The organism is Chthoniobacterales bacterium (genome assembly GCA_036569045.1).
GTDB lineage: Bacteria > Verrucomicrobiota > Verrucomicrobiia > Chthoniobacterales > JAATET01 > JAATET01.
The window spans coordinates 32324-57969 of the sequence record DATCRI010000087.1 but is presented as its reverse complement, the minus strand read 5'-3'; the positions used below and the strand labels follow the sequence as shown (position 1 = coordinate 57969).

27 protein-coding genes are annotated in these 25646 nt (G+C 64.8%); 5 read left to right on the top strand and 22 right to left on the bottom strand.

All coding sequences use genetic code 11. The features are described 5' to 3' along the window. Position 1: 1 nt before the first annotated feature. Positions 2-1573, bottom strand: a complete 1572-nt coding sequence (locus VIM61_15590) for an excinuclease ABC subunit UvrC (GenBank protein ID HEY8901835.1) — start codon at positions 1571-1573, stop codon at positions 2-4. A 105-nt stretch (positions 1574-1678) separates the two neighbouring features. Between VIM61_15590 and VIM61_15585 the strand changes: the two genes are divergently transcribed. Further along, complete coding sequence (locus VIM61_15585) at positions 1679-3007, top strand: MFS transporter (protein HEY8901834.1); 1329 nt, start codon at positions 1679-1681, stop codon at positions 3005-3007. On the opposite strand, the gene VIM61_15580 is transcribed toward VIM61_15585, so the two are convergent. The 10 genes from VIM61_15580 to VIM61_15535 form a co-directional block, all read right to left on the bottom strand. Continuing rightward, a complete protein-coding gene (locus VIM61_15580; protein HEY8901833.1) occupies positions 3008-3685 on the bottom strand; it encodes a UDP-N-acetylglucosamine diphosphorylase in 678 nt (225 codons plus the stop codon). A 42-nt stretch (positions 3686-3727) separates the two neighbouring features. After that, entirely contained in the window at positions 3728-4123 is a 396-nt protein-coding gene (locus VIM61_15575; protein ID HEY8901832.1) for a GxxExxY protein, read from the bottom strand. A gap of 31 nt (positions 4124-4154) precedes the next feature. Further along, entirely contained in the window at positions 4155-5540 is a 1386-nt protein-coding gene (gene cysS / locus VIM61_15570; protein ID HEY8901831.1) for a cysteine--tRNA ligase, read from the bottom strand. After that, positions 5541-6017 carry a 2-C-methyl-D-erythritol 2,4-cyclodiphosphate synthase gene (ispF, locus tag VIM61_15565; GenBank protein ID HEY8901830.1) on the bottom strand — a complete coding sequence of 159 codons (477 nt, stop codon included), beginning with the start codon at positions 6015-6017 and terminating at the stop codon, positions 5541-5543. It lies immediately after the preceding gene. 35 nt (positions 6018-6052) lie between these two features. Beyond that, positions 6053-6799, bottom strand: coding sequence for an inositol monophosphatase family protein (locus VIM61_15560; protein ID HEY8901829.1), 747 nt, complete (start codon positions 6797-6799; stop codon positions 6053-6055). 48 nt (positions 6800-6847) lie between these two features. Further along, positions 6848-8260: a glycoside hydrolase family 75 protein gene (locus VIM61_15555; GenBank protein ID HEY8901828.1), complete on the bottom strand. Its 1413-nt coding sequence runs from the start codon at positions 8258-8260 to the stop codon at positions 6848-6850. 7 nt (positions 8261-8267) lie between these two features. Beyond that, the gene (locus VIM61_15550; protein ID HEY8901827.1) at positions 8268-10172 is read right to left on the bottom strand and encodes an acyl-CoA thioesterase; all 1905 of its coding nucleotides are present in this window, start codon (positions 10170-10172) and stop codon (positions 8268-8270) included. An 82-nt stretch (positions 10173-10254) separates the two neighbouring features. Continuing rightward, complete coding sequence (locus VIM61_15545; GenBank protein HEY8901826.1) at positions 10255-10785, bottom strand: L,D-transpeptidase; 531 nt, start codon at positions 10783-10785, stop codon at positions 10255-10257. Positions 10786-10826: 41 nt separating this feature from the next. Then, positions 10827-12206 (bottom strand): hypothetical protein, encoded by a 1380-nt coding sequence (locus VIM61_15540; GenBank protein HEY8901825.1) that lies wholly within the window; start codon positions 12204-12206, stop codon positions 10827-10829. After that, complete coding sequence (locus tag VIM61_15535) at positions 12207-13709, bottom strand: cellulose synthase family protein (GenBank protein HEY8901824.1); 1503 nt, start codon at positions 13707-13709, stop codon at positions 12207-12209. On the opposite strand from VIM61_15535, the gene VIM61_15530 reads away from it, so the two are divergent. Then, positions 13611-15236, top strand: coding sequence for an aminotransferase (locus tag VIM61_15530; GenBank protein HEY8901823.1), 1626 nt, complete (start codon positions 13611-13613; stop codon positions 15234-15236). The genes VIM61_15535 and VIM61_15530 overlap by 99 nt on opposite strands. A 34-nt stretch (positions 15237-15270) precedes the next feature. Continuing rightward, positions 15271-16266: a magnesium transporter CorA family protein gene (locus tag VIM61_15525; GenBank protein ID HEY8901822.1), complete on the top strand. Its 996-nt coding sequence runs from the start codon at positions 15271-15273 to the stop codon at positions 16264-16266. Between the two features lie 4 nt (positions 16267-16270). Here VIM61_15525 and VIM61_15520 read toward each other — a convergent pair whose 3' ends face one another. The 10 genes from VIM61_15520 to VIM61_15475 all read right to left on the bottom strand — a co-directional run bounded on the left by VIM61_15520 (position 16271) and on the right by VIM61_15475 (position 23220). Next, a complete protein-coding gene (locus VIM61_15520) occupies positions 16271-16807 on the bottom strand; it encodes a YqgE/AlgH family protein (GenBank protein ID HEY8901821.1) in 537 nt (178 codons plus the stop codon). A 31-nt stretch (positions 16808-16838) separates the two neighbouring features. Beyond that, positions 16839-17390 (bottom strand): recombination protein O N-terminal domain-containing protein, encoded by a 552-nt coding sequence (locus tag VIM61_15515; GenBank protein ID HEY8901820.1) that lies wholly within the window; start codon positions 17388-17390, stop codon positions 16839-16841. Positions 17391-17418: 28 nt separating this feature from the next. After that, positions 17419-17907 (bottom strand): DUF2017 family protein, encoded by a 489-nt coding sequence (locus VIM61_15510; protein HEY8901819.1) that lies wholly within the window; start codon positions 17905-17907, stop codon positions 17419-17421. Positions 17908-17993: 86 nt separating this feature from the next. Continuing rightward, a complete protein-coding gene (clpS, locus tag VIM61_15505; protein HEY8901818.1) occupies positions 17994-18281 on the bottom strand; it encodes an ATP-dependent Clp protease adapter ClpS in 288 nt (95 codons plus the stop codon). A gap of 10 nt (positions 18282-18291) precedes the next feature. After that, positions 18292-18876 (bottom strand): urease accessory UreF family protein, encoded by a 585-nt coding sequence (locus VIM61_15500; GenBank protein ID HEY8901817.1) that lies wholly within the window; start codon positions 18874-18876, stop codon positions 18292-18294. 15 nt (positions 18877-18891) lie between these two features. Beyond that, positions 18892-19377 carry an rRNA maturation RNase YbeY gene (ybeY, locus tag VIM61_15495; GenBank protein HEY8901816.1) on the bottom strand — a complete coding sequence of 162 codons (486 nt, stop codon included), beginning with the start codon at positions 19375-19377 and terminating at the stop codon, positions 18892-18894. After that, complete coding sequence (locus VIM61_15490; GenBank protein HEY8901815.1) at positions 19340-20929, bottom strand: HDIG domain-containing metalloprotein; 1590 nt, start codon at positions 20927-20929, stop codon at positions 19340-19342. The genes ybeY and VIM61_15490 overlap by 38 nt, the downstream gene beginning before the upstream one ends. 27 nt (positions 20930-20956) lie before the next feature. After that, positions 20957-21955 (bottom strand): PhoH family protein, encoded by a 999-nt coding sequence (locus VIM61_15485; protein ID HEY8901814.1) that lies wholly within the window; start codon positions 21953-21955, stop codon positions 20957-20959. Positions 21956-21958: 3 nt separating this feature from the next. After that, on the bottom strand, positions 21959-22387 hold the full coding sequence (locus tag VIM61_15480) for a hypothetical protein (protein ID HEY8901813.1): 429 nt from the start codon (positions 22385-22387) through the stop codon (positions 21959-21961). A gap of 8 nt (positions 22388-22395) precedes the next feature. Next, a complete protein-coding gene (locus tag VIM61_15475; protein ID HEY8901812.1) occupies positions 22396-23220 on the bottom strand; it encodes a hypothetical protein in 825 nt (274 codons plus the stop codon). 63 nt (positions 23221-23283) lie between these two features. Here VIM61_15475 and VIM61_15470 point away from each other — a divergent pair, with 63 nt between their 5' ends. Then, positions 23284-24282 (top strand): PfkB family carbohydrate kinase, encoded by a 999-nt coding sequence (locus VIM61_15470; GenBank protein HEY8901811.1) that lies wholly within the window; start codon positions 23284-23286, stop codon positions 24280-24282. Between the two features lie 8 nt (positions 24283-24290). Then, positions 24291-24764 (top strand): septal ring lytic transglycosylase RlpA family protein, encoded by a 474-nt coding sequence (locus VIM61_15465; GenBank protein HEY8901810.1) that lies wholly within the window; start codon positions 24291-24293, stop codon positions 24762-24764. Here the strand turns inward: VIM61_15465 and VIM61_15460 are convergent, their stop codons facing one another. After that, the gene (locus VIM61_15460; protein ID HEY8901809.1) at positions 24765-25637 is read right to left on the bottom strand and encodes a hypothetical protein; all 873 of its coding nucleotides are present in this window, start codon (positions 25635-25637) and stop codon (positions 24765-24767) included. Between the last annotated feature and the right edge of the window lie 9 nt (positions 25638-25646).

The window sequence follows — 25646 nt, the reverse complement described above, 5'->3', positions numbered from 1 at the left end:
CTCAGCCGGCGAGGGCGGCGAGAATTTCTCCGGCGAGTCGCGGGCTGATGCCGGGGAGCTCGGCAAGGGCCTCGGGAGTGGCGCGTTTGAGCCGGGCGACGCTGCCAAATCTGGCAAGGAGCGCCTTTTTGCGCGCCTCGCTCACGCCGGGAATGTCGTCGAGGCGGCTTTCGCTGATGCGGCGCTTGAGCAGCAGGCTGTGGTAGCCATTCGCGAAGCGGTGCGCCTCGTCGCGGATGCGCTGGAGGAGCTTGAGGGCGCCGCTTTCCGCGGGCAGCCGGATCGGCATGGCCTGGCCGGGGCGGTAAATCTCCTCAAATTCCTTGGCGAGTCCAATGATTGGCACCGCGGAGAGCCCGAGGCGCTGGAGTTCCGTGCACGCACTGCTCAGCTGGCCCTTGCCACCGTCGACGATAATGAGATCGGGAAAGCCCGGAAATTTTGGATTTTGGATTTTGGATTTTGGATTCTCGGTGGCTCGGAGCGCGGCGTCGTAAGGGCCTTCCTGGTTGAACTCGGCGTCCTCCCCGGCGGCGGTCGCGGCTTCCCGCAGAATGCGTGCGTAGCGGCGCCGGACGACTTCCGCCATGCTTGCGAAATCGTTCTGGCCCCTCACGCCGGCGATGCGAAACCGGCGGTAATTCGCGCGATCCGGAACGCCGGCGCGGAAGCGCACCATCGAGGCGACGATGTGCGTGGCGCTGATGTTCGAGATGTCGAAGCATTCCATGATGCGCGGCGGTCGCTCGAGGCCGAGGGCATCCTTGAGCGCGAGGAGGTCGCTTTGCGGGTCGATTGCACTGGGCAGCGCCTTGTGCACGTAGCGCGTCATCGGCCGGCGGGTGGTGCGCAGGTCGTCGAGCAGGTTGCGAAGCTGGGCGGCCTTTTCGAAATCGAGTTTCTCGGCGGCGGCTTTCATCTCGGCTTCGACCTGCTCGATCATCTGCGTCGACTGGCCCTCGAGAAACTCGCAGGCCGCGTCCACGCGACGCCGGTAGTCCTCCTGCGTCGCCCGGCCGATGCAGGGCGCGGAGCAGTTCTTGATGATGTCGTTGCTGCAATGGCGGTAGTCGCCCTCATCCGGCACGCGCGGCGCACAGGTGCGCAGGCCGAAGCGCTTGCGAATGGCATTGAGCGTGGTGCGCAGGGCGCCGCTGTGGGCGAACGGGCCGAAGTAACGCGCGCCGTCGTCCTTTTTCAGCCGCGTGAGGCCGAAGCGCGGATAGGGCTCGTCGAGATTCACGCGGACGAGGAGGAAGCGTTTGTCGTCGCGAAAGCTGACGTTGTATTTCGGCCGGAACTCCTTGATGAGCCGGCCTTCGTAGAGCACGGCCTCGGCCTCGCTTTTTACGACATGCCATTCGAAATCCCAGATGCTGTCGATGAGGGCGCGTGTCTTGGGATCCGCCGTCATCTTCTTCGACGGCATGAAGTAATTGCCCACGCGCTTGCGGAGGTCGCGGGCCTTCCCAACGTAGATCACTTTCTTCAGGCGATCCCGCATCACGTAGACGCCCGGCTTGTGCGGGACGTCGCGCAGCTTCACGGCAAAGTCGGTTCTCTCGGTGGGCATGAGCGAAAAATTTACCACAGAGGTCGCGGAGGGCACGGAGAGGATGACAGAAAAATTTGAGATTATCTCCGTGTCCTCCGCGGGCGGTGTGGTTGAAACGTATTTGTGTCGCCGTCCTATCCACGCGGAGCGTTCAACTCGCATTGGTTCAATCTGTTCAACGCCATCGCGTTCCAGGTGATGATGGGGGCGCCGATCGTGCTGTTCGGCAAATCGCTTGGCGCCTCGTCGACGGTGATCGGCATCATTGCCGCGTTTACGCCGCTGATGACGGTGATGCAGCTGCCGGCGGCGCGATTTCTGGATCGCTATTCGTATCGCCAGTTCGTGCTGAGTGGCTGGGGACTGCGAACGGTGTTCATTTATCTGGTGGCGGTGATTCCGCTGCTCGGCTTCCTCGACAATACCTCGAGGCTCGCGCTGCTCCTCGCCGCGCTCTTCATTTTCAACCTGCTGCGCGGGATTTCCTCGGCGGGCTGGATGCCGTGGATCGCGGCGATCATTCCCGAGCCGGTGCGAGGGCGCTTCCTCGCACGCGACCAGCTTTTTACCTACGCCGGCAGCCTGCTCTCGCTCGTGGCGTGCGCATGGGTGATGCGCGGGCGCGTCGATCCGTGGGAATTTTCCGTCGTGTTCCTCATCAGTGCGGTGGGCGGGTCGGCGAGCCTGTGGTTCATCAAACGCATCCCGGACGCGCCGACGGGCGAGGCGATGACGCGTTCCGCGCATCCGGTGCCGTGGTTGGCCATGCTGCGGCATTCGCCGTTCCTGCGGCTGCTGGGGTTCAACCTGCTGTTCATGCTTGTGATCGGGAGCCTGAGCGTCTTCACGGTCGAGTTCCTCCGGGAGTTCCAACACTTCGAGGCGGACATGATCCTGATGCTCTCGGGCGTGGCTTTCGTGGGGCCGATTCTCTCGCTGATGATCACGGCGCGCGTGATCGATGGCGTGGGGAGCAAGCCCGTGCTGCGCGTGGCGCTGGCGATCTTCGCCCTCGTGCTGATCGGCTGGCTGCTCATCGCGGGCGGCGTGTGGCCGTGCACGGTGCCGATCGTGACGGCGCTCAATTTCTTCACCGGCCTCGCGGCGGCGAATTTCAACGTGGCGAACACGCGCATCGCGATGGCGACGATGCCGGAAATGGGCCGGAACCATTTCTTTGCGCTGTTCACGGTGATCACCAGCCTCGGGCTGGGCGCGGCGCCGGTGATGTGGGGGGTGACGCTCGATGCGATCGGCGGCTACGAAATGGCGACGGGCTGGGGCGAATTCGCCTGGCGGCGGCACAGCATTTATTTCGCCGTGTTGCTGCTGGCGGACGTCGCGGCCTTCGCGGCGGTGACGTGGCTGGTGGAGGCCGCGAGCACGCCGCGGGGCGATGGCAACGTGATCGCGGGGCGCCTGCGGCGGCTGTCGCGGATCTGGATGCGGTAGTCAGCTCTGCCGCGGGATTATGCTGAGATCCTGGCGGAGTTTGGCGATGCTGTGATCCGGCAGGACGCCGCGCCATTGCGTGCCGGGGTAGATGATGCAGCTACGGCCGATAATCGAGCCGGGGCTAAGCACCGCGTTGCAGCCGATTTCGCTGCGGTCGCCGACCACGGCGCCGAATTTGCGCAGGCCGGTATCGATGGGGCCGTCGGGAGCGGCGACGGAGACCGACTGTCGGTCGAGGCGGACGTTCGAGAGAATCACCCCCGCGCCGAGGTGGGCCTTGTGCCCGAGGATGGAGTCGCCGACGTAGTTGTAGTGCGGGATCTCGGCGTCGTTGAAGACGAGGCAGTTCTTGAACTCGCTGGAGTTTCCGGCGACGACGCCATCGCCCAGGATGACGTTCTCGCGGATGTAAGCGCCATTGCGGATCTCGCAATTTTCGCCGATCCAGGCCGGACCTTTGATCATCGCTCCGTGTTCAATGATCGTGCCCTTGCCGATGTAGACTTTGTCGCTGATGAAGGGTTTGCCGACGACCTTGCCGAGGATGGCGGGCTTCAGCCGGAACTTCAGGTAGGCGGCGATCTTCGGAAGGGCCTGCCAGACGTGCTCGACGTCTTCGAACAGCAAGCCGTGTTCGGTTTCCGAGAGATCGAGGAATTTATCGGGCGCGAACATGATGAGAGACCACGGATAACACGGATGGCTCTGATGGTGGCATCAGGAAATGAGCCTGGGATTGAGAACTCGTTTCCACTCTAGGCGGGTTGTGCGGAAATTGAGCAGCAAGGCGAGATCGAGGCCGGTGATCGAAAGATAACCAAGCATCTGAGCGAGGTGTTCGTCGTGAAAAGCAGTTACGACCTTGGGATCGACGATGACGGCATCCTCTACGATCAGATCGGGGATGAGGGTTCCGATGAGCTGATTTCGGTAATGGACCGGAAACCGGCGCTGCTGGTCGGTTCGGAGGCCCTCGGCCTGGAGTTCGAGCCGGAGGGCATTTTCGTAGAGTTTTTCGTCGAGACCGGGCTTCAACTCGTTCAATACGCGCATTGCAGCGCCGATAATTTTTCGGCTCAAGTCGCCGTGAACGAGCGTCCCTTCATCCCTCATATCCGTGGAATCTGTGCGATCCGTGGTTTTTTTAGCTCTTTGACACCTTCTGGCCTTCTTTCGTGTCCTTCACCGTCCAGCCGAGGGCGGCGATGGCGTCGCGGAGGCGGTCGCTTTCGGCGAAATTCTTTGCGGTGCGGGCGGCGGCGCGCTCGGCGAGCAGGGCCTCGACCTCGGGCGGGATGGCGGCGACCTTGGGCTCGAGGGCGAGGACGGTCTGCACCTGGTCGCGCCAGTTTGCTAGCGTGCGAGCCTGGCCGGGGGTGAGCGTGCCGGCGTCAAGGCGCTTGTTCGTTTCGCGGATGATTTCGAAGACGGCGCCGAGGGCGGCGGAGATGTTCAGGTCGTCGTCAAGGGCGGTGCCGAAGGCCTCGAGGTCGAGGTCGACCGGCTCGGCGCTGGGACCGGCGGCCTCGTCGAGGCGGCGGCTCCATTCGTCGAGGCGCGCGAGGGCGCTGCGGGCGGCGTCGAGGCCTTCGAAGGTGAAGTTGAGCGGCTCGCGGTATTTGACGGAGAGCAGGGCGTAGCGGACCTCGCGCCCGGTGCGGCCTTTCTCGAGGAGGTCGCGGAGCGTGTAGAAATTGCCGGCGCTCTTGGACATCTTCTGATTGTCCACGAGGAGATGCTTGCAGTGCATCCAGAGGCGGACGAAAGGCTCGCCGGTGACGCATTCCGTCTGCGCGATCTCGGCCTCGTGGTGCGGGAAGATGTTGTCCTCTCCGCCGCAATGGATGTCGATCTGCGGGCCAAGGATGCCAGTGGCCATGGCGCTGCATTCGATGTGCCAGCCGGGCCGGCCGCGGCCCCATGGACTGTCCCAGGCGACGTCGCCGTCGGCTTCGTCCCAGGCCTTCCAGAGCGCGAAGTCGCCGATGTTCTCCTTCTCGTATTCGTCGGCGGCGACGCGAGCGCCGGGGCGGAGTTCGTCGAGATTGAGGTGCGCGAGCCGCCCGTAGGCGGGGAAGCTGGCGATGCGGAAATAGACGCTGCCGTCCTCGGCGCGGTAGGCGTGGCCGCGCTCGATGAGCGTGCCGATCATCGCGATCATGCGCGCGATGTGATTCGCAGCGGTGGCCTCGGGGAAGTGGTGGGCCTTCCTGATGCGCAGCGTTTCGAGGTCGGCGAAGAAGGCCTGCTTGAATGGCTGCGTGAACTCGGCGAGCGGGACGGCGGCGGCGCGGCAGCCGCGGATCGTCTTGTCGTCCACGTCGGTGAGGTTCATCACGCGGGTGACGGCATAGCCGCGGAACTCGAGGTGGCGCTGGAGGAGATCCTCGAAGGCGTAGGCGCGGAAATTCCCGATGTGGGCGTAGTTGTAGACGGTCGGGCCGCAGGTGTAGAGCGAGACGCGCCCTTCCTCGCGCGGGGCGAAGGGCTCGACCTGGCGGGTGAGCGTGTTGAAGAACTGCAGCGCCATTTACGGACGGTTGACGCTGGCCACGGCCATGGCGGCGATGCCCTCGCCGCGACCGAGGAAGCCCATGCCTTCGTTGGTGGTGGCCTTGATGCCGATGCGCTCGGGCGCGAGGAGGAGGGCCTCGGAGAGCGCGGCCTTCATGCCGGCGAGATGCGGGGCGATCTTGGGCTCCTCGGCGATGACGGTGGCGTCGATATTGATGATTTCGACGGATTTGCCGGCGAGGGTCTCGCGCACGCGGCGAAGGATTTCCAGGCTGCTGATGCCGCGGATGGATTCGTCGGTGTTCGGGAAAAAGTGACCGATGTCGAGCTCGCCGGCCGCGCCGAGGATGGCGTCGGCGATGGCGTGGGAGAGGACATCAGCGTCGGAATGGCCATCGAGTCCGCGATCGTGAGGGATCTCGATGCCGCCGAGGACGAGAGGGCGATATTCCGCGAAGCGATGGACGTCGTAGCCGATGCCAACAGTATTCATAGGTCTTATATGTCCTACAGGTCGCGGAGGACCTATCAAACTCCGAAGTCGATGCGGCCGCTGGTGGCGACGATCGCGTATTTCTCCGGCAACGTGGCGTGGGGCTTCAGGTCGACCTTGCCGCCCGCAGCCTCGACGAGGAGCAGGCCGGCGGCGATGTCCCAGAGGCTGATCTGGCCTTCGATGTAGGCATCGAGACGGCCGCAGGCGACGTAGGCGACGTCGAGCGAGGCGGAGCCCATCATGCGGCACTTTTTGGCCTCGCGGACCATGCGGGTGAAGATCGGGAGGCTGGCGTTCACGGACTCGAGCGTCTTGGAAACGCCGACGGAGACGATGGCTTCCCCGAGTGCGGTGCGGTCGCTGACGGCGATGGGCAGGCCGTTGAGCGTGGCGGGCTGTCCGGCTTCGACGGCCCAGAGTTCGTCGCGGATGGGATCGTAGATGACGCCGACGATGATCTTGCCGGCGTGGCGCAGGGCAATCGAGACGGCGAAGTGGGCGACGCCGTAGAAGAAGTTCACGGTGCCGTCGATGGGATCGATGATCCACTGGTATTCGCTGTCCTGGTCGCCGCGAATGCCTTCTTCGCCGTAGATGGCGTGGTCGGGATAGCGGGCGAGCAGGAGCGACTCGATGAGCGTCTGAGAACGCTTGTCGAGCTCGAGCTTGATGTCGTGGGCGAGGTTTTCGTCGACGGTGAGCTTGCGACCGAAGTTGGCGCGGAGCAGGCCGCCAGCGGCCTGGGCGGCTTCCACCGCGGAGTGAAGATAGTCGGACATGTGGCGAAAGGCTGGACGCTGGAGGCGAAAGGCTAAAGCAAAATGCGGTTACGGGGTCGTTGCCGGAGAGGGGGATGGAGATGGCGGGATGGTCGGCGAGGGCGACGCGCTCGGCGACGGGGTCGCGCTGGGTGAGGAGTCTGGAGACGGGCTGGCGGTCGGGCTCGGCGAGGGAGACGGCGTGGGTGTGGGAGTTGGCGTCGGGGTCGGCCAAGGCTGGATGAGGCTTTCCCAGGAGTGGATCTGACTCGGCTGGAGTCCGAGATCCTTGAAGAGCTCCTCGCAGCGGGCGCGCCATTTGGCGAGATCCGGGGGTCCGGCCGCGGCTTCCTTCGTGCCAGGGAAGACGAGGTAGGTGACTTTGAGGCTGCTTACCGGGCGCGAGTTGGCGGTGGAGCGGGGGTTGATCTGCTGGCAGAGCCGGATGGCGGCCTCGCCGAATTTGAAGGAGGGGCCGACATCGCCAAGAATGGCGGGGTAGACGATGCCGCCATGCACGACGGCAGCGTAGTCGCCGATGGCCGGGGCGAAGGGGCCGGTGGCATTGCGGACCATGAAGCCGGGGAGCACAATGTAGGGGTCGTTGCCCGCGATGAGGAAGCTGTAGCGCTGCAGCTCGTAGATGATGGCGGTGTCGCGCTCGATGGCGTCGCGGAGGACGGCGCGGCGGGCGGGGGCGGGATTTTTGGCGAGTTCGGCGCGGTTGATTGCGAGCCTTGCCTGGGTGGGAGCGAGAAAGGGGTTGGGCCGGTCGGTCTGGCGCTTCCAGCGGTAGCTGGTCTGGGGCTGGAAGAAAACGGAGCCGGGCTCGACGGGGAAATTGCGGTCGCCGTCGGAGCCATCGGTATTCACGTCCATGTCGCCCTGGAGGAAGAGCGCGCGGCGGCCGGTGGCGGGATTGCGGAGTTCGAGGATGGTCTCGCAATCGTAGAAGTTGTGGCGGTCGAGCAGGGTGTCGAGCCGCGAGAGGCGGGCTTTGAGATAGTCGAGCTTGAGGGCGTAGAGCTGCTCGAAGGCGGCGGAGGTTTTTGCGTCGGAGAGCAGGGCCGCGAGGCCGGGCAGGGCCGCGGGCAGCGTGGCGTCGTTGCGGGTGATCTGCTCGAGCGTGTGGCTGGGGGCGGGGACGTCGACCTTGAGGGTGAGGTGAAGGCCGTAGCTGCCGGGCTGGGTGCGGTCCTGCGAAGCGGTTTCCGGGCTGCGGACGGCGTCGATTTCGCTGACGACCTGGATGTCGTTGAACAGCTCGGAGACGCTCAGCCGCTTGCGGTCGATCACGGGAACCGGCGTCGCGGTGGGGGAGGGTCGCGGCGTCGCGGTGGGACGCGGAGTGACCGAGGGGGCGGGCGTCGGCGTCGGTGGGGGCGGCGGCACCGGCTTTTCGCAGCCGGCGAGGGCCAGCGATACGCCGGCGAGGCCGATGAGGAGGGCGCGATCGCGGGGGAATTTCCGCCGGGCCGTCATCGATCGATCAGGCGTGCACAATGAAGGCCGCATGGACATCGGGCGGGATGTCGAGCATGTGGTAATCGGTCGAGGAAACGAAGAGCAGACTTTGCTGGCCCTTGCCGAGAAGTTGCTCGTGCGAGTCGTAGATTTCGTGGGCGAGCGTGACGAACTTCCGGTTGAAGCCGGCGATCTTGATTTTCACCTTCACGGTCTCGAACTCGCGGGTCTCGCGGACGAACTTGTGCTCGAAGGACCGCGTGAGGATGTAGAACGGCGTGTCCTTGAGGTTGAACTTCGGCATGACCTTGTTGAAGAACAGCTCGCGCGTCTTGCCGACCCACATGGCATACATGCCGAAGTAGACGTTGCCGACGGAGTTGGTGTCCGCGTAGGTCGCGACGAACGAATGGACGAACCACTTGTCCTCGAAGTGTCCGGTGAGGTCGTGAATGCCGAGCGCGGCGGCGGCGGCGGCGACGGGATGTTGCACGGCAGAGGAGATCGCGGCGGGGAGGGACGTGGCCACGGGCGCGGCGGGAGCGGAGGCGGGAAGCACGGCGCCGGATTGCGAGGGAGACTCGAGCTCCTCGGTGTTCGACACAAATTCCTCGGCCGAGGTCGGTTTGATGAGGAGCCAGAAGACGTAGCCGAGCGGGAGCAGCGAGCCGATGATCTGGAGCCCGGGCAGCGACTGGAGATAGCCGAAGGCGAAGATGACGACGGCCACCGAGCCGATGCAGAACATCTTGATCTGTGGGATCGCGTTCGCCGGGCTGTAGACGTAGCAGCGGGCGACGCCGAGCACCTCGTAGCCGACGAGGAACGTTGCGAAGAAGATCATGAAATACTCGAGGTCGAGCCCGACGACGGTGCAGACGAGCGCGATGACGCCGCAGAGCAGGAGAGCGGGGATCGGCGAGGTGATGAGTTTCGCCGGAATGAGCGAGAGGATGGCGGCGTTGCTGGTGTTCACGTTCGACTGGAGGAACCAGCGGATGGCGATATAGCCGCTGTCGAGCGTGGTGAGGATGCAGATGGCGATGAAAACGCAGTAGGCCGAGAAGACGACGGGATGGACGTCGATGCTGGCATAGAAAAACTTGAGCAGCATGTCGTGGCCGTAGGTGAAGCCCTCGACGCCGGTGTGGAAGAGCTCCTTGCCGCCGAGCCCGAGCGCCCAGAGCGTGAGGCCGCCGTGCACGAGGAGGAGCGCGAAGAATTGCAGGCTGCCGAAGACGTAGCCCCAGCCGACCGAGACGCGCTCGCGGTGCATCTGGATGGCGCGCTGCCATTGCTGGAGATCGAGCCACGGGCCCACGAGGAAGCCGATGAAGATCGGCACGAAGTAGCCCCAGAAGCTCCAGCTGCCCGTGGGCTGCGGGGTCCATTCCACCGTGGAGACGGCGCCGAATTTTCCGAGTGAGCTGAAGATGATGCCAAGCGCGGCGAGGAGCACGAGGAAGAGCGCGCCGTGGCTGAACTTGATGCGTTTGATGTTGAACTCCTCACCGAAGAGGACGGCCGCGGCGAGGATGACGAGAAGGGCGAGCGGGAGGTAGAGGAACGCAAGCGGGAGCTGCAGCGGCATCACGACGTAGCGCATGATCGCGAAGATCGTGAGCGAGAGGGCGAGGATCTGGTAGAGGAAGAAAACCAGCCGGAACGGTCGCGACCAGGCGACGAAGAACTGCGCGAGAGCCTCGGATCCCTTGTTTTTCTGGCGGTTGGCGATTTGCTGGGTGACGAGGCCGAAGGCCATGAGGCCGATGAAGTTCGGAATCGCGAAGGCAAGGAGGCCGAAAAGGCCGAACTGCGTGGTGAACTGGACCGAGAAGAACAGTCCAAGGCCCCACATCCAGGAGAGAGCGACGGAATTTCCCCAGAGAATCGTGGAGAGCCAGCGGGGCAGGGGATTGGAAGAACCCATGAAAACGGTGATTGGTATCTGAAACTAGGAACGAAGGGATTCGGCCGTGGTGGCGTTCAAGAGTGCGTCTTTCGCGGTTTCTTCACAAGCCGCCAGTCACGACTTTCACGCGGGCGCCGACGCCGACGGTGTCGAACAGGGCGATGACGTCGCGCGAGCGCATGCGAATGCAGCCGAAGCTGGCCGGAATGCCGATGTTACGCTCCTCGGGAGTGCCGTGGATGTAGATGTGGCGGGAGTAGGCGTTTCGATTCCCGGGCTCGAGGCCGTCGAGCCAGAGGATGCGCGTGACGATGGGGTCGCGACCGGGCGCGTCGACGGCCACGATATCGCCGGTGGGTCGGCGGTCCTTGAACTTCATGCCCGACGGGGCGTCGGCGCCGATTTTTTTGCGAATCTTGAAGGTGCCGAGGGGGGTGCAGTTGCTGCCGGGGCGGTCGCCGACGCCGAATTTCGAGGTGGAGACCGGGTAGGTGGCGATGGGGCGGCCTTCGTCGAGCACGGTCATCTGCTGGGCAGGGACATTGATGATGATGACGTGGCGCTTGTCCTCCGCGCAGCCGCCGAGAAGGAGGAGGGCGGCGAGCAGAGGCAGGGCGATCCGAAAATTCATGGGGAGGAACGATAGCGCAGCGGTCCGGCGGCGCGAATCAATCAGTGAACTTTTTCGAAAATCTGGACGGAGCCGTTGCCGAAGCTGGCGACGGGCTGCCAGGCGGGATCTGCCTGCAGGGTGGCAAGGGGAAGGCCGGTGAGGTCGGCGTATTTCTCGTCCCAGAGGACGATTGTGCCGCCGGGGAGCTGCGGGGGCGGGGTGTTGTCGAGCTGCCGGCGAGCGGGCGTCTCGATCCAGTCTTCGCGCCAGGCGGCGTAGATGTGGTGGCAGACGACCGTGGCGTGGGGACGGTTCTGCTTTTGCCAGGTGAAGGCTTCATCGATGGCGTGAACGATCGGATCGCGGATAACGGTGAGGTGCGGCCGGCCGTCGCGCCAGAGATGAACGAGGAGCAGGCCCTGGACGACGGCGCCGACGAGAAGGCCGATTGCGACGCGGCGAGATTTTCGATCGGGGCGGTCGAGGAGGGCGTTTGCGCCGAAGAGAGCGCCGACGGCAAGGCCGGGCGCCATGGGCATGAGGAAGTGGTAGTAACCGCCGGATGCGAAGAGGCCCTGCCAGTAGATGAGGGTGTGGAGGCCGAAGTAGGCGGGGAAAAAGAGGAGCGTCCAGGTGGCGCGCCATTGGCGCAGAAGGGCGGGCGTTCCAACCGCGAGCAGGGCGAGGGTGAAGACGCCGGCGGGAAGGATGGAGATGGGGATGAAGTGCCAGAGGGGGCCGTGGCCGTAGATTTCGGTGGGCTTGGCGGAGAGAAGGAGGCGTGAGGGCAATTCGCCGAGGGCGAGCCAGGCGGCGAGATTGTAGGCGGCCATGGGCGCGGTCGAGAAGACGACGGCAGCGAGGGGGCGGAGGAAGGCGCGAGGCGAAACGAGCAGCGTGCGGCCGGCGACGAGGACGCCCCAGAGCGCGGTGAGGGCGATGCCTTCGTGACGGACGAGCGGAAGCGCCCCGAAACAGAGACCGGAGAGGATGAGGCGGTTCGCGGAAAGCCCGAGCACGCCGCCAATGAGCAGAAGCAGGAACGGGAGCTGGGTGAGGACGCCCCAAGAGAGCTCGACGAACCACGGCTGGAAACAGAGAAGGAGCGGGATGAGCCAGGTGCGGGGAGCCTCGAGCCGGGCGGCGAGCCGGGTGGTCAACAGGACCGAGAGTGCGGCGAAGGCGAGGGTCCAGAGACGCGTGGCGGTGAGGCCGAAGGGCGCGGGGAGAACATGGAAGAGGTTGCGGCCGATCCGCGTCCACGCATCGAAGATGAGGGCGGGATTTTCCCAGACGCTGCGGGAGCGCAGGTAGTGGGAGAGTTCGTCATCGAGGCTCCACCCGGCCGAGAGGAGCAGCGCGAAGACATTCCACGCGATCCCGGCCGCGAACAGTCCCCAGAAAAAGAGCCGCTCGCGCGGCGTCCAACGGGCGTCCACCTAGGCGGTGGCCGGGGTGGCGGAGGGCGGGGCGAACGAGGGCAGCCAGGCGATGGCGGATTTGCCAGCGACGTAGGAAAAGCCCACGAAGAAGAGGAGCAGGAACGGCACGGAGGTGAATTCCCCGGCGAGCAGGGCCTTCGAGGTGCAGTAGGCAAAATAGAGGGCGAAGAGCATCTCGATGATCGGAAGGAGGGATTTCATCGGAAGGTAGGCGCGGCGTTTCGTGGCGCGCGGGGTGACGGTGGAACCGTATTTCGGAGTGCGGGTGAAGCCGGTCTGGTGATTGATGAGGGCTTCGAGCACGGCCTTGGCGTTGTTCACCGACATGCCGATCGCGAGCGAGAGGAGCATCGGGAGGTAGAGCATGTCGCGCATCCAGCCCTTTGGATTCAGGTGCCGCTGGGCGCAGATGTAGAACGTGGCGATCGAGACGGTGGTGGCGAAGAAGATCGGCAGATCGATCAGCCAGGTGCGCCACATGCCGCTGCTGTGATGGTTCGACATCGTCTGCGGGAGCATGAGCACGCAGAGGAGCGCGAGGAGCAGGTAGCCGAAGTTCGACGTGAGGTGCATCGTGGCCTCGACCTTGAGGATGAACGGAATCTTTGCCGCCCAGATCGTGCTGAGCATCTTCTTGCAGGTCTGGATGGAGCCCTTCGTCCAGCGGTGCTGCTGGCTCTTGAAGCCGTTCATGTCCGGCGGCAACTCGGCCGGGATGATGATGTTCGGCAGGAATTCGAATTTCCAGCCGGCGAGCTGCGAGCGGTAGCTGAGATCGAGATCCTCGGTGAGCGTGTCGTGGTGCCAGCCGCCAGCGTCGTCGATGGCCTGGCGGCGCCAGATGCCGGCGGTGCCGTTGAAATTGAAGAAGCGGCCGCTGCGGCAGCGGGCGGTTTGCTCCAGAAGCAGGTGGCCGTCGAGGAACATGGCCTGGATGCGGGTGAGGAGCGAATCGTTGCGATTGATGTGGCCCCAGCGCATCTGCACCATGCCGATCTTCTCGTCGGTGAAGTAGTGGATGGACTGCTTGAGCACGTCCGGTTGCGGGACGAAATCCGCGTCGAGAATGAAAATGAAGTCGCCCTTGGCGGTGATGAGGCCGTTTTCGAGGGCGCCGGCCTTGAAACCGGTGCGGTCCGTCCGGTGGATGTGGACGATGTCGAGGCCGGTGGCGCGGAGACGATCGCACTCGGCTTCCGCGACAGCGCGGGTTTCGTCCGTCGAATCGTCAAGGACCTGAATCTGGAGCTTGTCGTGGGGGTAATCGAGCTTCGCCACGGCGTTGAGCAACCGCCGGATAACGTAATATTCGTTGTAGAGGGGGAGCTGGACGGTGACCGTCGGCAGATCGTCGAAATGCCCGGCGGGCTGCACGTCCTTGCGGATGTGCTTGAGGAATAGATGGATGATCGACCAGCGGTGAATTCCGTAAGCCGACAAACCGATCAACACCAGCAAATAGCTGACGCTCCAGACGTAGTTGTTAAAAACCGCTTCCATCGAACCGGTCAGAATTTCCCCTCATTCAAAACGCGGCGAAACAATCCAAAACCCCTGTTGAGGTCAAGCGCAAAACCCGACTGCGGAGCCTCCAACCCGCGCCGGTTCAGCGAGTTCCGGCAACTGGCCAGCAACTGTCGCCCGCTGGCTGGCATTCCCTTTGGCCACGTGATAGTTTTGGGCATGGGTCATCCGACATTGCAGGAATTGCGCCAAAAAGACCGCGACCATCACATTCACCCATTTACAAATCATGCGGATATGCATCGCGAGGGGACGCGGTGGATCAAGCGGGGGGACGGCTGTTATCTGGTCGATGAGGAGGACCGTCGGTTGCTCGATGGCCTTGCGGGACTGTGGTGCGTGAATGTCGGTTACAATTGCGCCGCGATCGTCCAGGCCGTGCATGCGCAAATGGAGGCGCTGCCCTATTACCCGTCGTTTTTCAATTCCACGACCGAGCCGCCCGTCCTCCTCGCCGAATGGCTGGCGAAACACGCGCCTGCGCGGCTGAACCGCGTGATTTATTCGAACTCGGGCTCCGAGTCGAACGAGACGGCGCTCAAGATCATCCGCGGGTATTGGAAGCTCCGGAGTAAGCCGACAAAACGCAAGATTCTCTCCCGCGAGTTCGCCTACCATGGCGTGACGCTGGCGGCGACGAGTCTGACCGGGCTGCCGAGCTGCGTGGATCCCTTCGATCTGCCGCTGGAGAATTTCGTGAAAATCCCGGCGCCGTATGGGTGGAACGACCGCGCGGAGGCCACGGAGGCGTATGGCGCGGACGTCGTGGCGCGCACGGCGGAGATTATCGACCGCGAGGGCGCGGACACGATCGCGGCGATGTTCGTCGAGCCGATCCAGGGCGCGGGCGGCGTGATCGTGCCGCCGCCGGGCTATCTCCAGGCGCTCCGGCAGCTTTGCCGCGAGCGGGACATTCTCTTCGTGGCGGACGAGGTGATCACGGCGTTTGGCCGGCTCGGATGCTGGTTTGCCAGCGAGCGCGAGGGACTCGAGCCCGATCTGCTGAACGTCGCGAAGGGCCTGACGAGCGGTTATCTTCCGCTCGGCGCGACGCTCGTGAGCGACGAGATTGCCGAGGTCATCAACACCGGCGGCTATTTCGCGCACGGCTACACCTACACCGGCCACCCGACCTGCGCGGCGGCGGGGCTCGCAAACGTGCGGGTGATCGAGGATCTCGGCCTGGTCGAACGGGTGCGCGATGATGTCGGCCCCTACTTCCAGCAAAAGCTCGCGGAGCTCGCGACGCATCCAGCTGTCGGCGAAGTGCGAGGCGACCACTTGATCGGCGCGGCGGAGCTTTTGCCCCGCGAGGGGCGCGAGGCGATCGGCGCCGGACTGGGATTGGGAATCAAGGCCGCGGACCTTGTTCGCGCCGAGGGGGCGATCGTTCGCGGCATCCGCGACCTCGTGGCTTTCGCGCCGCCGCTCATCATTACGCGGGCGGAGATTGACGAATTGTTCGATTGCACGCGCCGGGGGCTGGACAGGCTCTGGAATTAGGCTGTATTGCCAAGGCAACCCAAGGCGCGCGCCCATGAATGCCCTCAATGCCATGCTCGACCGTCCGGCGAGCCGCTCCATTCCCGCCGTGCGCGAGGAGGCGCCGCCGCGACGGAGTTACTTCCGGCTGACGGACGGGCGTCCCGTTGCCTGCAACGAAGGCGACGCGCAGATCATTGCCTACAATAATCCCGGCCCGGCCGAGGAGGCGGAGCTGCTCGAGCGGTTCAACATCGACAGCCACACGCTGCAATCTGCGCTCGATCCGGAGGAACTCTCCCGTCTGGAATTCGAGCCCGACCATGCGGCGGTGATCTTCAAGCGACCGAAAAGCTACTGCGCCGACGACAATTTTTTGCTGAAGGTCACGTCGACCGGCGCGTTCCTTTACGCGGACCTGCTGGTCGTCATCATGCCCGACGACGCCCCACTTTTCGAGGGGCGCGCGGCCTTCCCGGTGCATTCGCTGCAGGACGTCATCCTGCGCATGCTCTACCAGTCCATCTCTCATTTCGAAGGGCACCTGAAGGCGATCAACATGCTCTCCGACTCGCTCGAGAAGCGCCTCGCGAAGTCGATGGAGAACAAATACCTCCTCAACATGTTCGCGCTGGAGAAGAGCCTCGTTTACATCCTGAACTCGCTCAGCTCGAACAGCACGCTGTGCCAGAAGCTGCGGCTGAGCGCGTCGCGTCTCGGTTTCGACGGCGACCAGATCGGCGTGCTCGAAGACATCCTGATCGAGAACAAGCAATGTTTCCGCCGGGCGCAGATTTACTCGGAGGTGCTCGGCGGGCTGATGGATTCGCGCGCGTCGATCGTCAGCAACAATCTCAACCACCTCATCAAGAAGTTCACGATCATCACGATCGCGATCATGCTCGCGAACCTGATCGTGAGCATCTTCTCGATGAACGTGCACATTCCCGGTGAAAGCCTGGACGGCTATCTGCCGTTCCTGGGAATCAACCTGCTGGCGGCGGCGTGCGGCTTTGCCGTGCTGTGGCTCTGGCGGGTGCGGAAGTGGTGAACGGCTAGTTCAGGCTCGGGTCGTCGGGCATGTCGGCGAGCAGGTGGTAGATCGGGCCGAGCTGGTGCATGAGGTCGCGCCAGGCGGTGCCGGAGTTGCGCATTTCGATGAGTTGCCGCGACGGCGGCAGGACGAGCCACGATTTTTCGGCGATCTCGGCTTCGAGCTGGCCGCGGCTCCATCCCGAGTAGCCGAGAAAGGCGCGCAGGCCGGGGTGGAATTCCGGCGGGATGATGGGCTCCTCGCTGGCGTTGCCAAAACCGCGGAAGGCGATCGCGTTCGCCGGGGAGTCGTGCCACTGCATGCTGGCGAGCAGGATCTCCTCGGTGCCGACGGGGCCGCCGTAAAAGACGGGCACGCGGCCGAGGGCGGCGTCGTCGTGGGTGTGGCGAGGGAATTCGCCCATCGTTTTCTTGAGCGGCCGGTTGAGGACGAGGCCGATGGCGCCATCCTCGGCGTTGTGGTGTGAGAGAAAGAGGATGGTGCGGCGAAAATGAGGGTCGCGCAGATTCGGATGCGCCACGAGGAGCGATCCCGTCATGTTTCCGGCGGAGGGCTGGTCCCGCATGGCGCTACTTTACCGGCGCGGCGCAAGCCTTCAAGGCGCGTTCGCGGCCGGCGGGAAGTCGGCCGCCGCATTGGGTGGCCAGCGTCTGCTGGGGATCGTGGCGACCGGCGGCATCCTCGATGCCGAGGGCGCGAGTGAGTTCGGCTTCGAAATGGGTGATGGCGCGGGGCGTGGCTCGCTCCCGGCGCAGATAGCCAACGGCGCGGCGCAGGAGGTCGAAGACTTCCTCGGCCTGGCCGGCGGGCTCGGTGACGCGGTCGATGAGCTCCGCGAAGTAGGCGGCGACGGTGAGGTTCGCGTAATGAGGGCCTTTGCCGTCGAAGGGCTGGAGGAGGGCGACTTCGCGAAGGGAGTGGACGTCGCCGCTGCGGCTGCGGGCAAAGCCGATATCGGCCTCGTAGAAGAGATCGAGCTTGCCGGCGAAGGCGCCGCCGGGCCGCAGGGCGCCCCGGGCGGAGGTCTTGAGCTTCGCGTGGGTGCGGGTGAGCCAGACGCAGATGAGGCTGGTTTCGGAAAACCGGATGCGCCGGATCAGGATGGCGTGGGCTTTTTCCATGACGCCGGTTCGAGCAGAGAGGCGGTCCTCAATCCATCTGCTCGATCAGGCATTGCTGCATGAAGGCGTAGAGATTGATGCGAAAGGCGACGAGGCCGCGCTCGCTGGCGAGGTCGGGAGCTTCCGGGGAGCCGAGCAGCTTTTCGTCGAAGCCGATCTCCGCGGCGAGGGCGAGGCGGGCCTGGTTCAGGACATTCAGCCAGGCGTCGGCGTGCTTGGCCGGGATGGTGAGTTCGAAATTGTCCTTCTTCGCGGTGAGGCTTTTGAGATCGGCGGCGACGATATCGCGGGAGGACCGGAAGTGCTCCTGCAGACCGGGTTCGACGAAGGCTTTCCAGTCCGAGCGGAGATCGTCGAGATCCTCGCCCTGCGCGGGTTCCGGATAAAAGCGGTGGGCGGCGGCATCCGAAAGGGCGTCGGCGGCGATGATGTCGGGCAGGGTGCGGACGAGCTCGGCGAGCAGCGGATGAATGTGGCGAAAGCCGTATCGCGACTTCCCGGAAAGGTAGAACTCCATGGAATTACGAAATCAGAAAAACAGGAAACTTCACCCGAGGGCAACCCGGGAGAAAGCGGCCGGCCGGGACAAACCCCGGTGGGGCGTCAGTTTCCGGCGCGTTCGAGGGTGGCGAGCAGGAGGTAGCCGTGGAGCTGCTGGACGTAAAATTCCGCCTTCTCGCGCTCGCCGGTCCAGAGCACGGAGCGACCGCGCTCGTGAACTTCGAGCATGTGTTTCTGGGCACGCTCGGCGGGGAAGCCGAAGACGCGCCGGAAGACCATGGCGACGTAGCTCATGAGGTTCACGGGATCGTTGTGCACGATCACGTTCCAGGGTTGCGTGAGCGCGGTCTCGGATTCGGTCGAGGGATTCGCGGTGGTCTCCGTGGCCATGGGCGGGAATTCAGGCGGCGCGCAGTTCGAGGGAGGCGCCGAGGGGTTCGAGGCAGCGGGCGACGAAGTCGCAGACGTCGGCGACCGAGACGTGAGGAGCGCCGGCGCCCATTTCCTGAAAAAGGTAGGCGCCGATCGCGACACGGTCGGGCAGCGAGAATGCGCCGCAGCGGGCGGCAAAGACGGTCGCGAGATGGCCGGGGGCGGCGCCGTCGGCGACATTTGCGGCGAGGCGGGGAAGGAGGCGGTCGCCGCGAAGCGTGCTGCCGAGAGCGGCGAGCCGGTGGCCGGCCCGCGTGCTGGCGGTGAGGGTATTTTCCGGAAGCTGGGTGGACAGGCGTTGGTCGAGGGCAATGATCTCGCGAGCCTCCCCGCGGCGAGCGTGAGCAAGGGAGGCGCGCAGGGCGGGAAGAAGGACCGGGGCGAAGACCGCCTCGTGCCACGCGGACGACGAAATCGTGAAAACCGCGCCGCAGCGGAAGGTGACGGGACTGCAGAGCGCGAAGTCGGGATTGGCGACCCGGGTGGCGGCCCAGATGGGGCCGAGGCCGTGGCGGATTTCACCGGGGTTTTCGACTTCGGAAATGGAATTCATGCAGTTCTTGGGAATCTAGACGGTCTTGCGAGCGGCGTTCAAAATCTTTGCCTGTCGGGCTCGCATGTGCCGTGCCGCGCCGGCCTCCAAATCGTCGAATCCGTTGAGATGGAGCAATCCGTGAATGATGTAGAGGGCGACCTCGTCGTCAAGGGAGTTGCCGTAACGAGGGCAGTTTTCGGCGGCGATGGCGGCGCAAACGAGGATCTCGCCGTAGGGGAAGGTGATGACGTCTGTGGGGCCCTCGATGGCGAGAAAATCGACATGCACGCGGCTCATCGCGTCGGGACCGACAATGCTGATGGCGATCTCGGGCAGCTCGGCGAGGCGCTGGGGAAGCGGGCCCGCCTCCGCGAGGCACAGCGGCAGGGCGCGGGCGACGAGGCCGCGAATCCGGCGGAGGTCGAGGGGGAGCTTGCGCTGGCGGTTCGCGATGGCGACCGCGGGAAGGTTTTCCGCCGGGTCAGGCGGCGCTTTGCTCGGAGCGTTTCGCCGGGGCATCCTTGAGGGATCGGGTTTCTTTCTTGGGATCGCGGCGGGCGGCGGCCGGGTAGGCCACGCGGGAATGCATCATGCTCGAGAGCGTCGAGCGGAAGCTCTCGGCGATGCGGCGAATCTCGTCCAAGGTGAGCGGAGATTCGTCGAGCTGGTGATCGGCGATGCGGGTGTCGATGAGGTCGTTGACGAGATCCTCGATGCGCTGGGCGGTGGGGCGTTCGATCGAGCGGGAGGCGCTTTCGATCGTGTCGGCGAGGCTGACGATGGCGCTTTCCTTGGTCTGCGGCTTCGGGCCGGGGTAGCGGAAGCTTTCCTCGTGGACTTCGGGAATGTCGTCGTCGCGGAGGTTCATGATCTTGCCGCCGAGGCGGGCGTCCTGCTGCTGCTGGAGGGCGCGCTGGTAAAAGTAGCCGACGAGCGAGGTGCCGTGGTGCTGGTTGATGACGTCGACGAGCAGGGGATTGAGCTTGTTCTTGAGGGCGAGGTCCACGCCTTCCTTGACGTGCGCGATGATGATGAGCGCGCTCATCGTCGGCGTGAGCTCGTCGTGCGGGTTGTGGCCCGGCGGCATGTTTTCGGAGAAATACTCGGGCTTCACGAGTTTCCCGATGTCGTGGAAATACGCGCAGACGCGGCAGATGGTGGGGTTGGCATCCACGGCCTCGGCGGCTGCTTCGGCGAGATTCGCGACGGCGAGGCTGTGGTGGTAGGTGCCGGGCGCCTCCATCGAAAGGCGGCGGAGCAGCGGGTGATTCATGTCCGCCATTTCCAGCCAGGAGATGTCGGTCGTGATGTTGAAGGTGGTCTCGAAAGCGGGAAGGATGCCGCTGACGACGATGGCGGTGGCGAGGCCCATGCCGACCGCGAACAGGCTTTGCCAGCCGATCATGCGCCAGTCGGTGCCTTCGAGCTGAATGGGGCTGATGAGGCCGAAGGTGGCGGCGATCACCCAGGTCGCGATGCCGACGTAGAGGCCGGCGCGGATGAGACGGCTGCGACGACGAACCTGCAGGGTGACAAAGACGGCGATGAAGCCGGTGATGAGCGAGAGAACGATGAAGACGGGCTTGATCGTCGGGAGCAGGAACATGCCCCAGAGGCTGCAAAACAGGGCGGCGTAGAGGCCGTGGTGCCGTCCGATGAGCACCGAGAGCATCAGTGGCGCAAAGGCGTAGGGGAAGAGAAGCGGGGCGAAGTCGGGATTCACCGCATTCGCAAGGATGAGGCGCACGCCGACGAGCTGGAGGAAGCAGACGGAGAGAATCAGCAGCAGCCGGGTGTTGCTGGCGAAGCTCTTCGGGTAGTTGATCCACAGCGACGTCATTGCCGTGCCGAAGACGAGCAGGCAGATGATGAAGTGTTTGACGGGCTCGGTTTGCTCGCCGGAGAAGATGAGAATTCCGAGGCCGATATTGAAGAGCACCATGATGGCGATCTTCGCGGGCCATTGGCACTCGAGCGCCTCGAAGATCGGGTTCTCGACCTGTTTGCGCCGGGTTTTCCGGCTGCTAAGGCCCTGACTGATCAACCGGCGGCGTTGGAAAATCTTCCACATGCGCGTTGGGATTTGGCGGCTGATAGCTTACAGAAGCGAATCCTGCAAGCCGCGATGCTTCCGGTAGGCGCGGAGAATGCGCTGGACGAGGGGGTGGCGCACGACGTCGGACTCCTGAAAAACGTGGAAGCCGATGCCATCCACATGGCGAAGGGCCTCGACGGCCTCGATGAGGCCGCTGCGTTTGTTGCGCGGAAGATCGATCTGGGTGCGATCGCCGGTGACGACGCACTGGGAGTCGGCGCCGAGGCGGGTGAGGAACATGAACATCTGCTCGGTCGTCGTGTTCTGGGCTTCGTCAAGAATGATGAACGCGTTGCTGAGCGTGCGGCCGCGCATGTAGGCGAGCGGGGCGATTTCGATGACGCCGCGATCCATCAGGCGCTGGAGTTCCTCGACTTCGAGCATGTCGTGGAGGGCGTCGTAGAGCGGGCGCAGGTAGGGGAGGAGCTTCTCCTGAAGATCGCCGGGGAGGAAGCCGAGGGCCTCGCCAGCCTCGACCGCCGGGCGGGTGAGAATGATGCGGCTGACCTTTTCCTGCTTGAGCGCCGAGACGGCGAGCGCCATGGCGAGGTAGGTCTTGCCGGTGCCGGCGGGGCCGATGCCGAAGGTGATGTCGTGGGAACGAATCGTGGTGACGTATTCGCACTGTCCCTCGGTCTTGGGGACGATCGGCGGCTTCCGCGACGAGCAGAGGATTTTCTGGTCGAGCAGGCGGCTGAGATTTTTTTTCGGGGCGGCGTCCTTGTCGGCGCCGAGCACCGTGCGCAGGGCGTAGCGGAATTCGTGGCCGCGGATGGTGAGACCGCGCTGGCGGGCTTCCTCGAGTTCGGCGAAGAGCCGGCGCACGATGTCCACCTTGGCGGCATCGCCGTCGATGCGGAGGACGTTGTCGCGGGCGACGATGCGAATCCCGAGCTCGCTTTCGAGTTCCTTGAGGAGCTTTTCGTCGTTCGCGTAGAGCGACTGGAGAGCGCGGGCGTTTTCGAACTCGATCGTGGCGGCGTCAGCCGAGGAAATGGGCATAGGTCAACGGTAGCCGTAAACGAGCGCCCAGGTCGTGCGTTCCTGCGGCGATTTCTTGACTTCGACGATGGCGTAGAAGGTGCCCGTCTGTCTCGGGGTCACCATCACGCCGGCGAAGCGACCTTTTTGCCAGGCCTTGGTGCCGGCAATCTTGCCGTTGGAATCGTAGACATTCACGGTGACGGTCGCGCCGTCGGTGTCCGTGCCGAGGCAGAACCAATACTCGTTGCCTTTGAAAAGCTGGGCCGTGACGGCTTTCTGGTCGCCGAGGCCGAGGTCGCCACCCCATGCGTCCTCGCGGAAGGTGTAGCCTTCCTTGACGTAGGGAGTCGCGGCCTCGTAGGCGAACGACAGGGCGTCGTCGACGGTGGCGTGCAGGCTCGCGGGGAGGACCAGAAGGGCCAGGGCCGCTAGAAGGAGGCGGTTTTTCACAAGGATGTTCAGGCGTCGGACGAGGTGATCGTGACAACCATCTGGCTGGTCACGGAATGAATGCGCTCAACACTTTCAGGGCTGATTTTGCGGCCTTCGCCCTCGAGGATGAGCGGACGGATTTCCTTGAGCATGGTCTTGAGCTGGCTGACGAGCTCGCTCTTGCGGAGGCGAGGGCTCATGTCGTCGAGCCGGCGATCGAAGTAGTTGAGCAGCTCGGGCTGGTGGAGGAGCTCGGCGCGGGAGGGCTTGTAATCCTTCTGCACGATCGAGGTGAGCACCTCGGTGCCGCGGACCCATCCGCCCAGGCTGACGAGCTGGGCGAGGTCCTCGTCGTTGAGTTCCTGCATCGCCCCGCGAACGTCCTGAAGGGCGCCGTCGAGTTCCTGGCGGGCGCCGGCCCAGTCGCGGGCGTCGGCTTTGTCGACGATGGCCTTGCTGCGGGAGACGACGGCCTTTTCCACGCCGACGGCGCGGGAGAGATCGAGAACGTCGCGGCCGATCTGCTTCACCTTTTCGCTGTCCTCGGCCTCGACGGCGATGAAGCCCTCGGCGATGACCGTGCCGAGGAGCAGGGCGACCTGGGCCCGGTTGCCGGATTGCTTGCCGAGGGAATCGCGGAGCTCGCCCTTCCAGTTCGGGGAGCCGAGTTTGTCGAGGACGTTGAAGACTTCGCTCGGCACGGGGACGACGACGTCCTGCACGGCGGCGGCCGGAAATTTCGAAAGGTCGATTTGCTCGGGGGCGGATTCGGCCCGGCTGGTCGCCAGGGCGGCGATTTGAATCGCGACGGCAACCGTGGGGGCCGCGATCCCGAAAATGGAGATTCTCATGATGGACGAGTTCTATTTAGTGTCCGGCGGTCTCGAACCATTCGATCGCCTCCGGTATCCTTAATGAATCGCAACAGAATACACAATATCCTTAGCGCCGCATCCGCCAAGCGGATCCTGGTGATTGGGGACGTCATGCTCGATGAATTCGTATGGGGAAAGGTCTCCCGAATATCGCCCGAGGCGCCCGTTCCGGTCGTAGAAGTTTCCAAGGAATCGAGCTACCCCGGCGGCGCCGCCAACGTCGGCCGCAACCTCGCGGAATTTACGAAGGGCGTGCGCGTGCTCGGCGCGATCGGGCACGACGCTTTCGGCGGCCAGCTCCGCGGGCTGCTCGAGGAGCAGGGGATCCAGACGGATTGCCTCGTCGAGGTTCCGGATTTTCCGACGATCGTGAAGACGCGGATCATCGCCCGCCAGCAGCAGGTCGTGCGGGTGGATCGCGAGAAACGCGCCCCGCTTTCGCCCGAATCCTTCGCGGCGATCCTCGCGCAGGTCGAGCGGGTGCTGCCCGAGACGGACGCGATCATTTTCGAGGACTACGGCAAGGGCCTGATCGGCCAGGCGCTCAAGGACGCCGTCTGCGCGATGGTGGCGCCGCGGGACATCGTGGTGACGGTGGACCCGAATCCGTCGAACCCGCTGGACTGGTCCGGCACGACGGCGATCAAGCCGAACCGCTCCGAGGCCTTTGCCGCCGCCGGTGTGCCCAATGGCGAACCCGCCGACAATCCGCTCGAGGACGCCCCGCTGCTCGAGGTGGGCCGGCGTTTGCTCGAGCGCTGGCACGTGAAGCAGCTCCTCATCACGCTCAGCGAGCACGGCATGATTCTTTTCGATGAAGGGCAGCCGCCCTACCACACGCCGACGCGCGCGCAGGAGGTCTTCGACGTCTCGGGCGCCGGCGACACGGCGATCTCGCTCTACACGCTTGCCCTTGCGGCAGGAGCGTCGGCGCGGGAAGCGGCCGAAGTCGCGAACCACGCCTCGGGCATCGTCGTCGGCAAGCTCGGCACCGCGACCGTGAGCGCCGAGGAGCTCATCGCCAGCTTCCCCGAATAGAAATCCCCATGAAGACCCGGCTCGGCATCGCCTCGCTCCTCGGGCTGACCCTGCTGCTGGCCGGTTGCGGCGGCGGCGACTACCGCGGCTACAAGTGGCGGCCCTACACGGTGCGAGGGCAATATTACGTGCCGATCGCTCCGCGCGACGCGGTCGGCTACACCGAGGAGGGCATTGCCTCGCATTACAGCGAGGGCTGGTTCCTCTTCCCCGGAAAGACCGCGCTCGGCGAGAGCATGTATGGCTGGACGACCGGCGGCGCCCACAAGACGCTGCCGCTGCCGTGCCGCGTGCGCGTGACGAATCTCCGCAACGGCCGCAGCGCGGTCATTCGCCTGAACGATCGCGGGCCTTACGTCGAAGGCCGCATCCTCGACGTCACCGCCCCGGTCGCGAAGAAGCTTCGCTTTTACGAACGTGGCACCGCGCCCGTGCGCATCACCGTGCTGAGCGTCGGCGACGGGCGGTATCGGCTCCGCTGATCAGGCCTTCGGCAGGGCGGCGAGCATTTCCAACGCCGCGTCGATCTTCTCGCGCACGCCGGGCAGAAAGCCGCGCTCGCGATGCACGACGACCATGCGGTAATCGCCGCGATGGAGCAGCGAGATCGGGCCCGACTCCGCATAGAGCGTGAGCGTGGGCAGGAAGCGCAGGCCGTGGGCGTGGCCGGCCTTCGGCAGGAGATCGAGCGCCGTGTCGGCCAGCGCCGGCACGTCGATGCCGGCCGGGAAATTCTCGGAGCGCACGTGCTCCGCGCCGTGCGTGAGCGCGCAGCCCTGGATCGAGGGCAGGCTGCCGGCGAGATCGACGAGACGGGCGACGGGCAGGGCGTCCTCGGTGAGGAAGATGTGCTGCAGGCGCTTCTCCTCCTCCGCGGGGAACTTGCGCTCGCTCAGCGGAATGGGCTTTGGTGGCGGGACCGGGGCGAGTTCGGGCTTCGGGATCTTCTTCCAGCCCGGCCGGCGCTTCTCCTCGGCAGCGGGCTCGGGGGCAGGTTCCGGAGCGGGTTCTTCGCCCGGCTCCAGGATCTTTTCCCGTCGCGATTCGGGATGGTAGGCGAGCACGACGCGGTCGGCGGGCAGGGCGATCCAGTCCGGCGCGCCCTCGACGCGCAGGCAGCCGGGCAGGAGGTCGGCCAGGCGCGAGAGGCGAATGCGGGGAAAATTCTTCTCGAGAATCTCGGTGGTCGGGAGCGTGACCTCGCGCTTTTTGTCGGCCTCGGTGCCGATCCAGACGCCGTCGGGGAGCAGGGTGGTGAGGTCGTCGACGGTGAGGCGCACGGTCGCGGGCGGGACGGTGAAATGGCGATACCGGACGGGCGGCGGGGTATCGGTGGCGGGGACTTCGGCGCTCATGGACCGGCA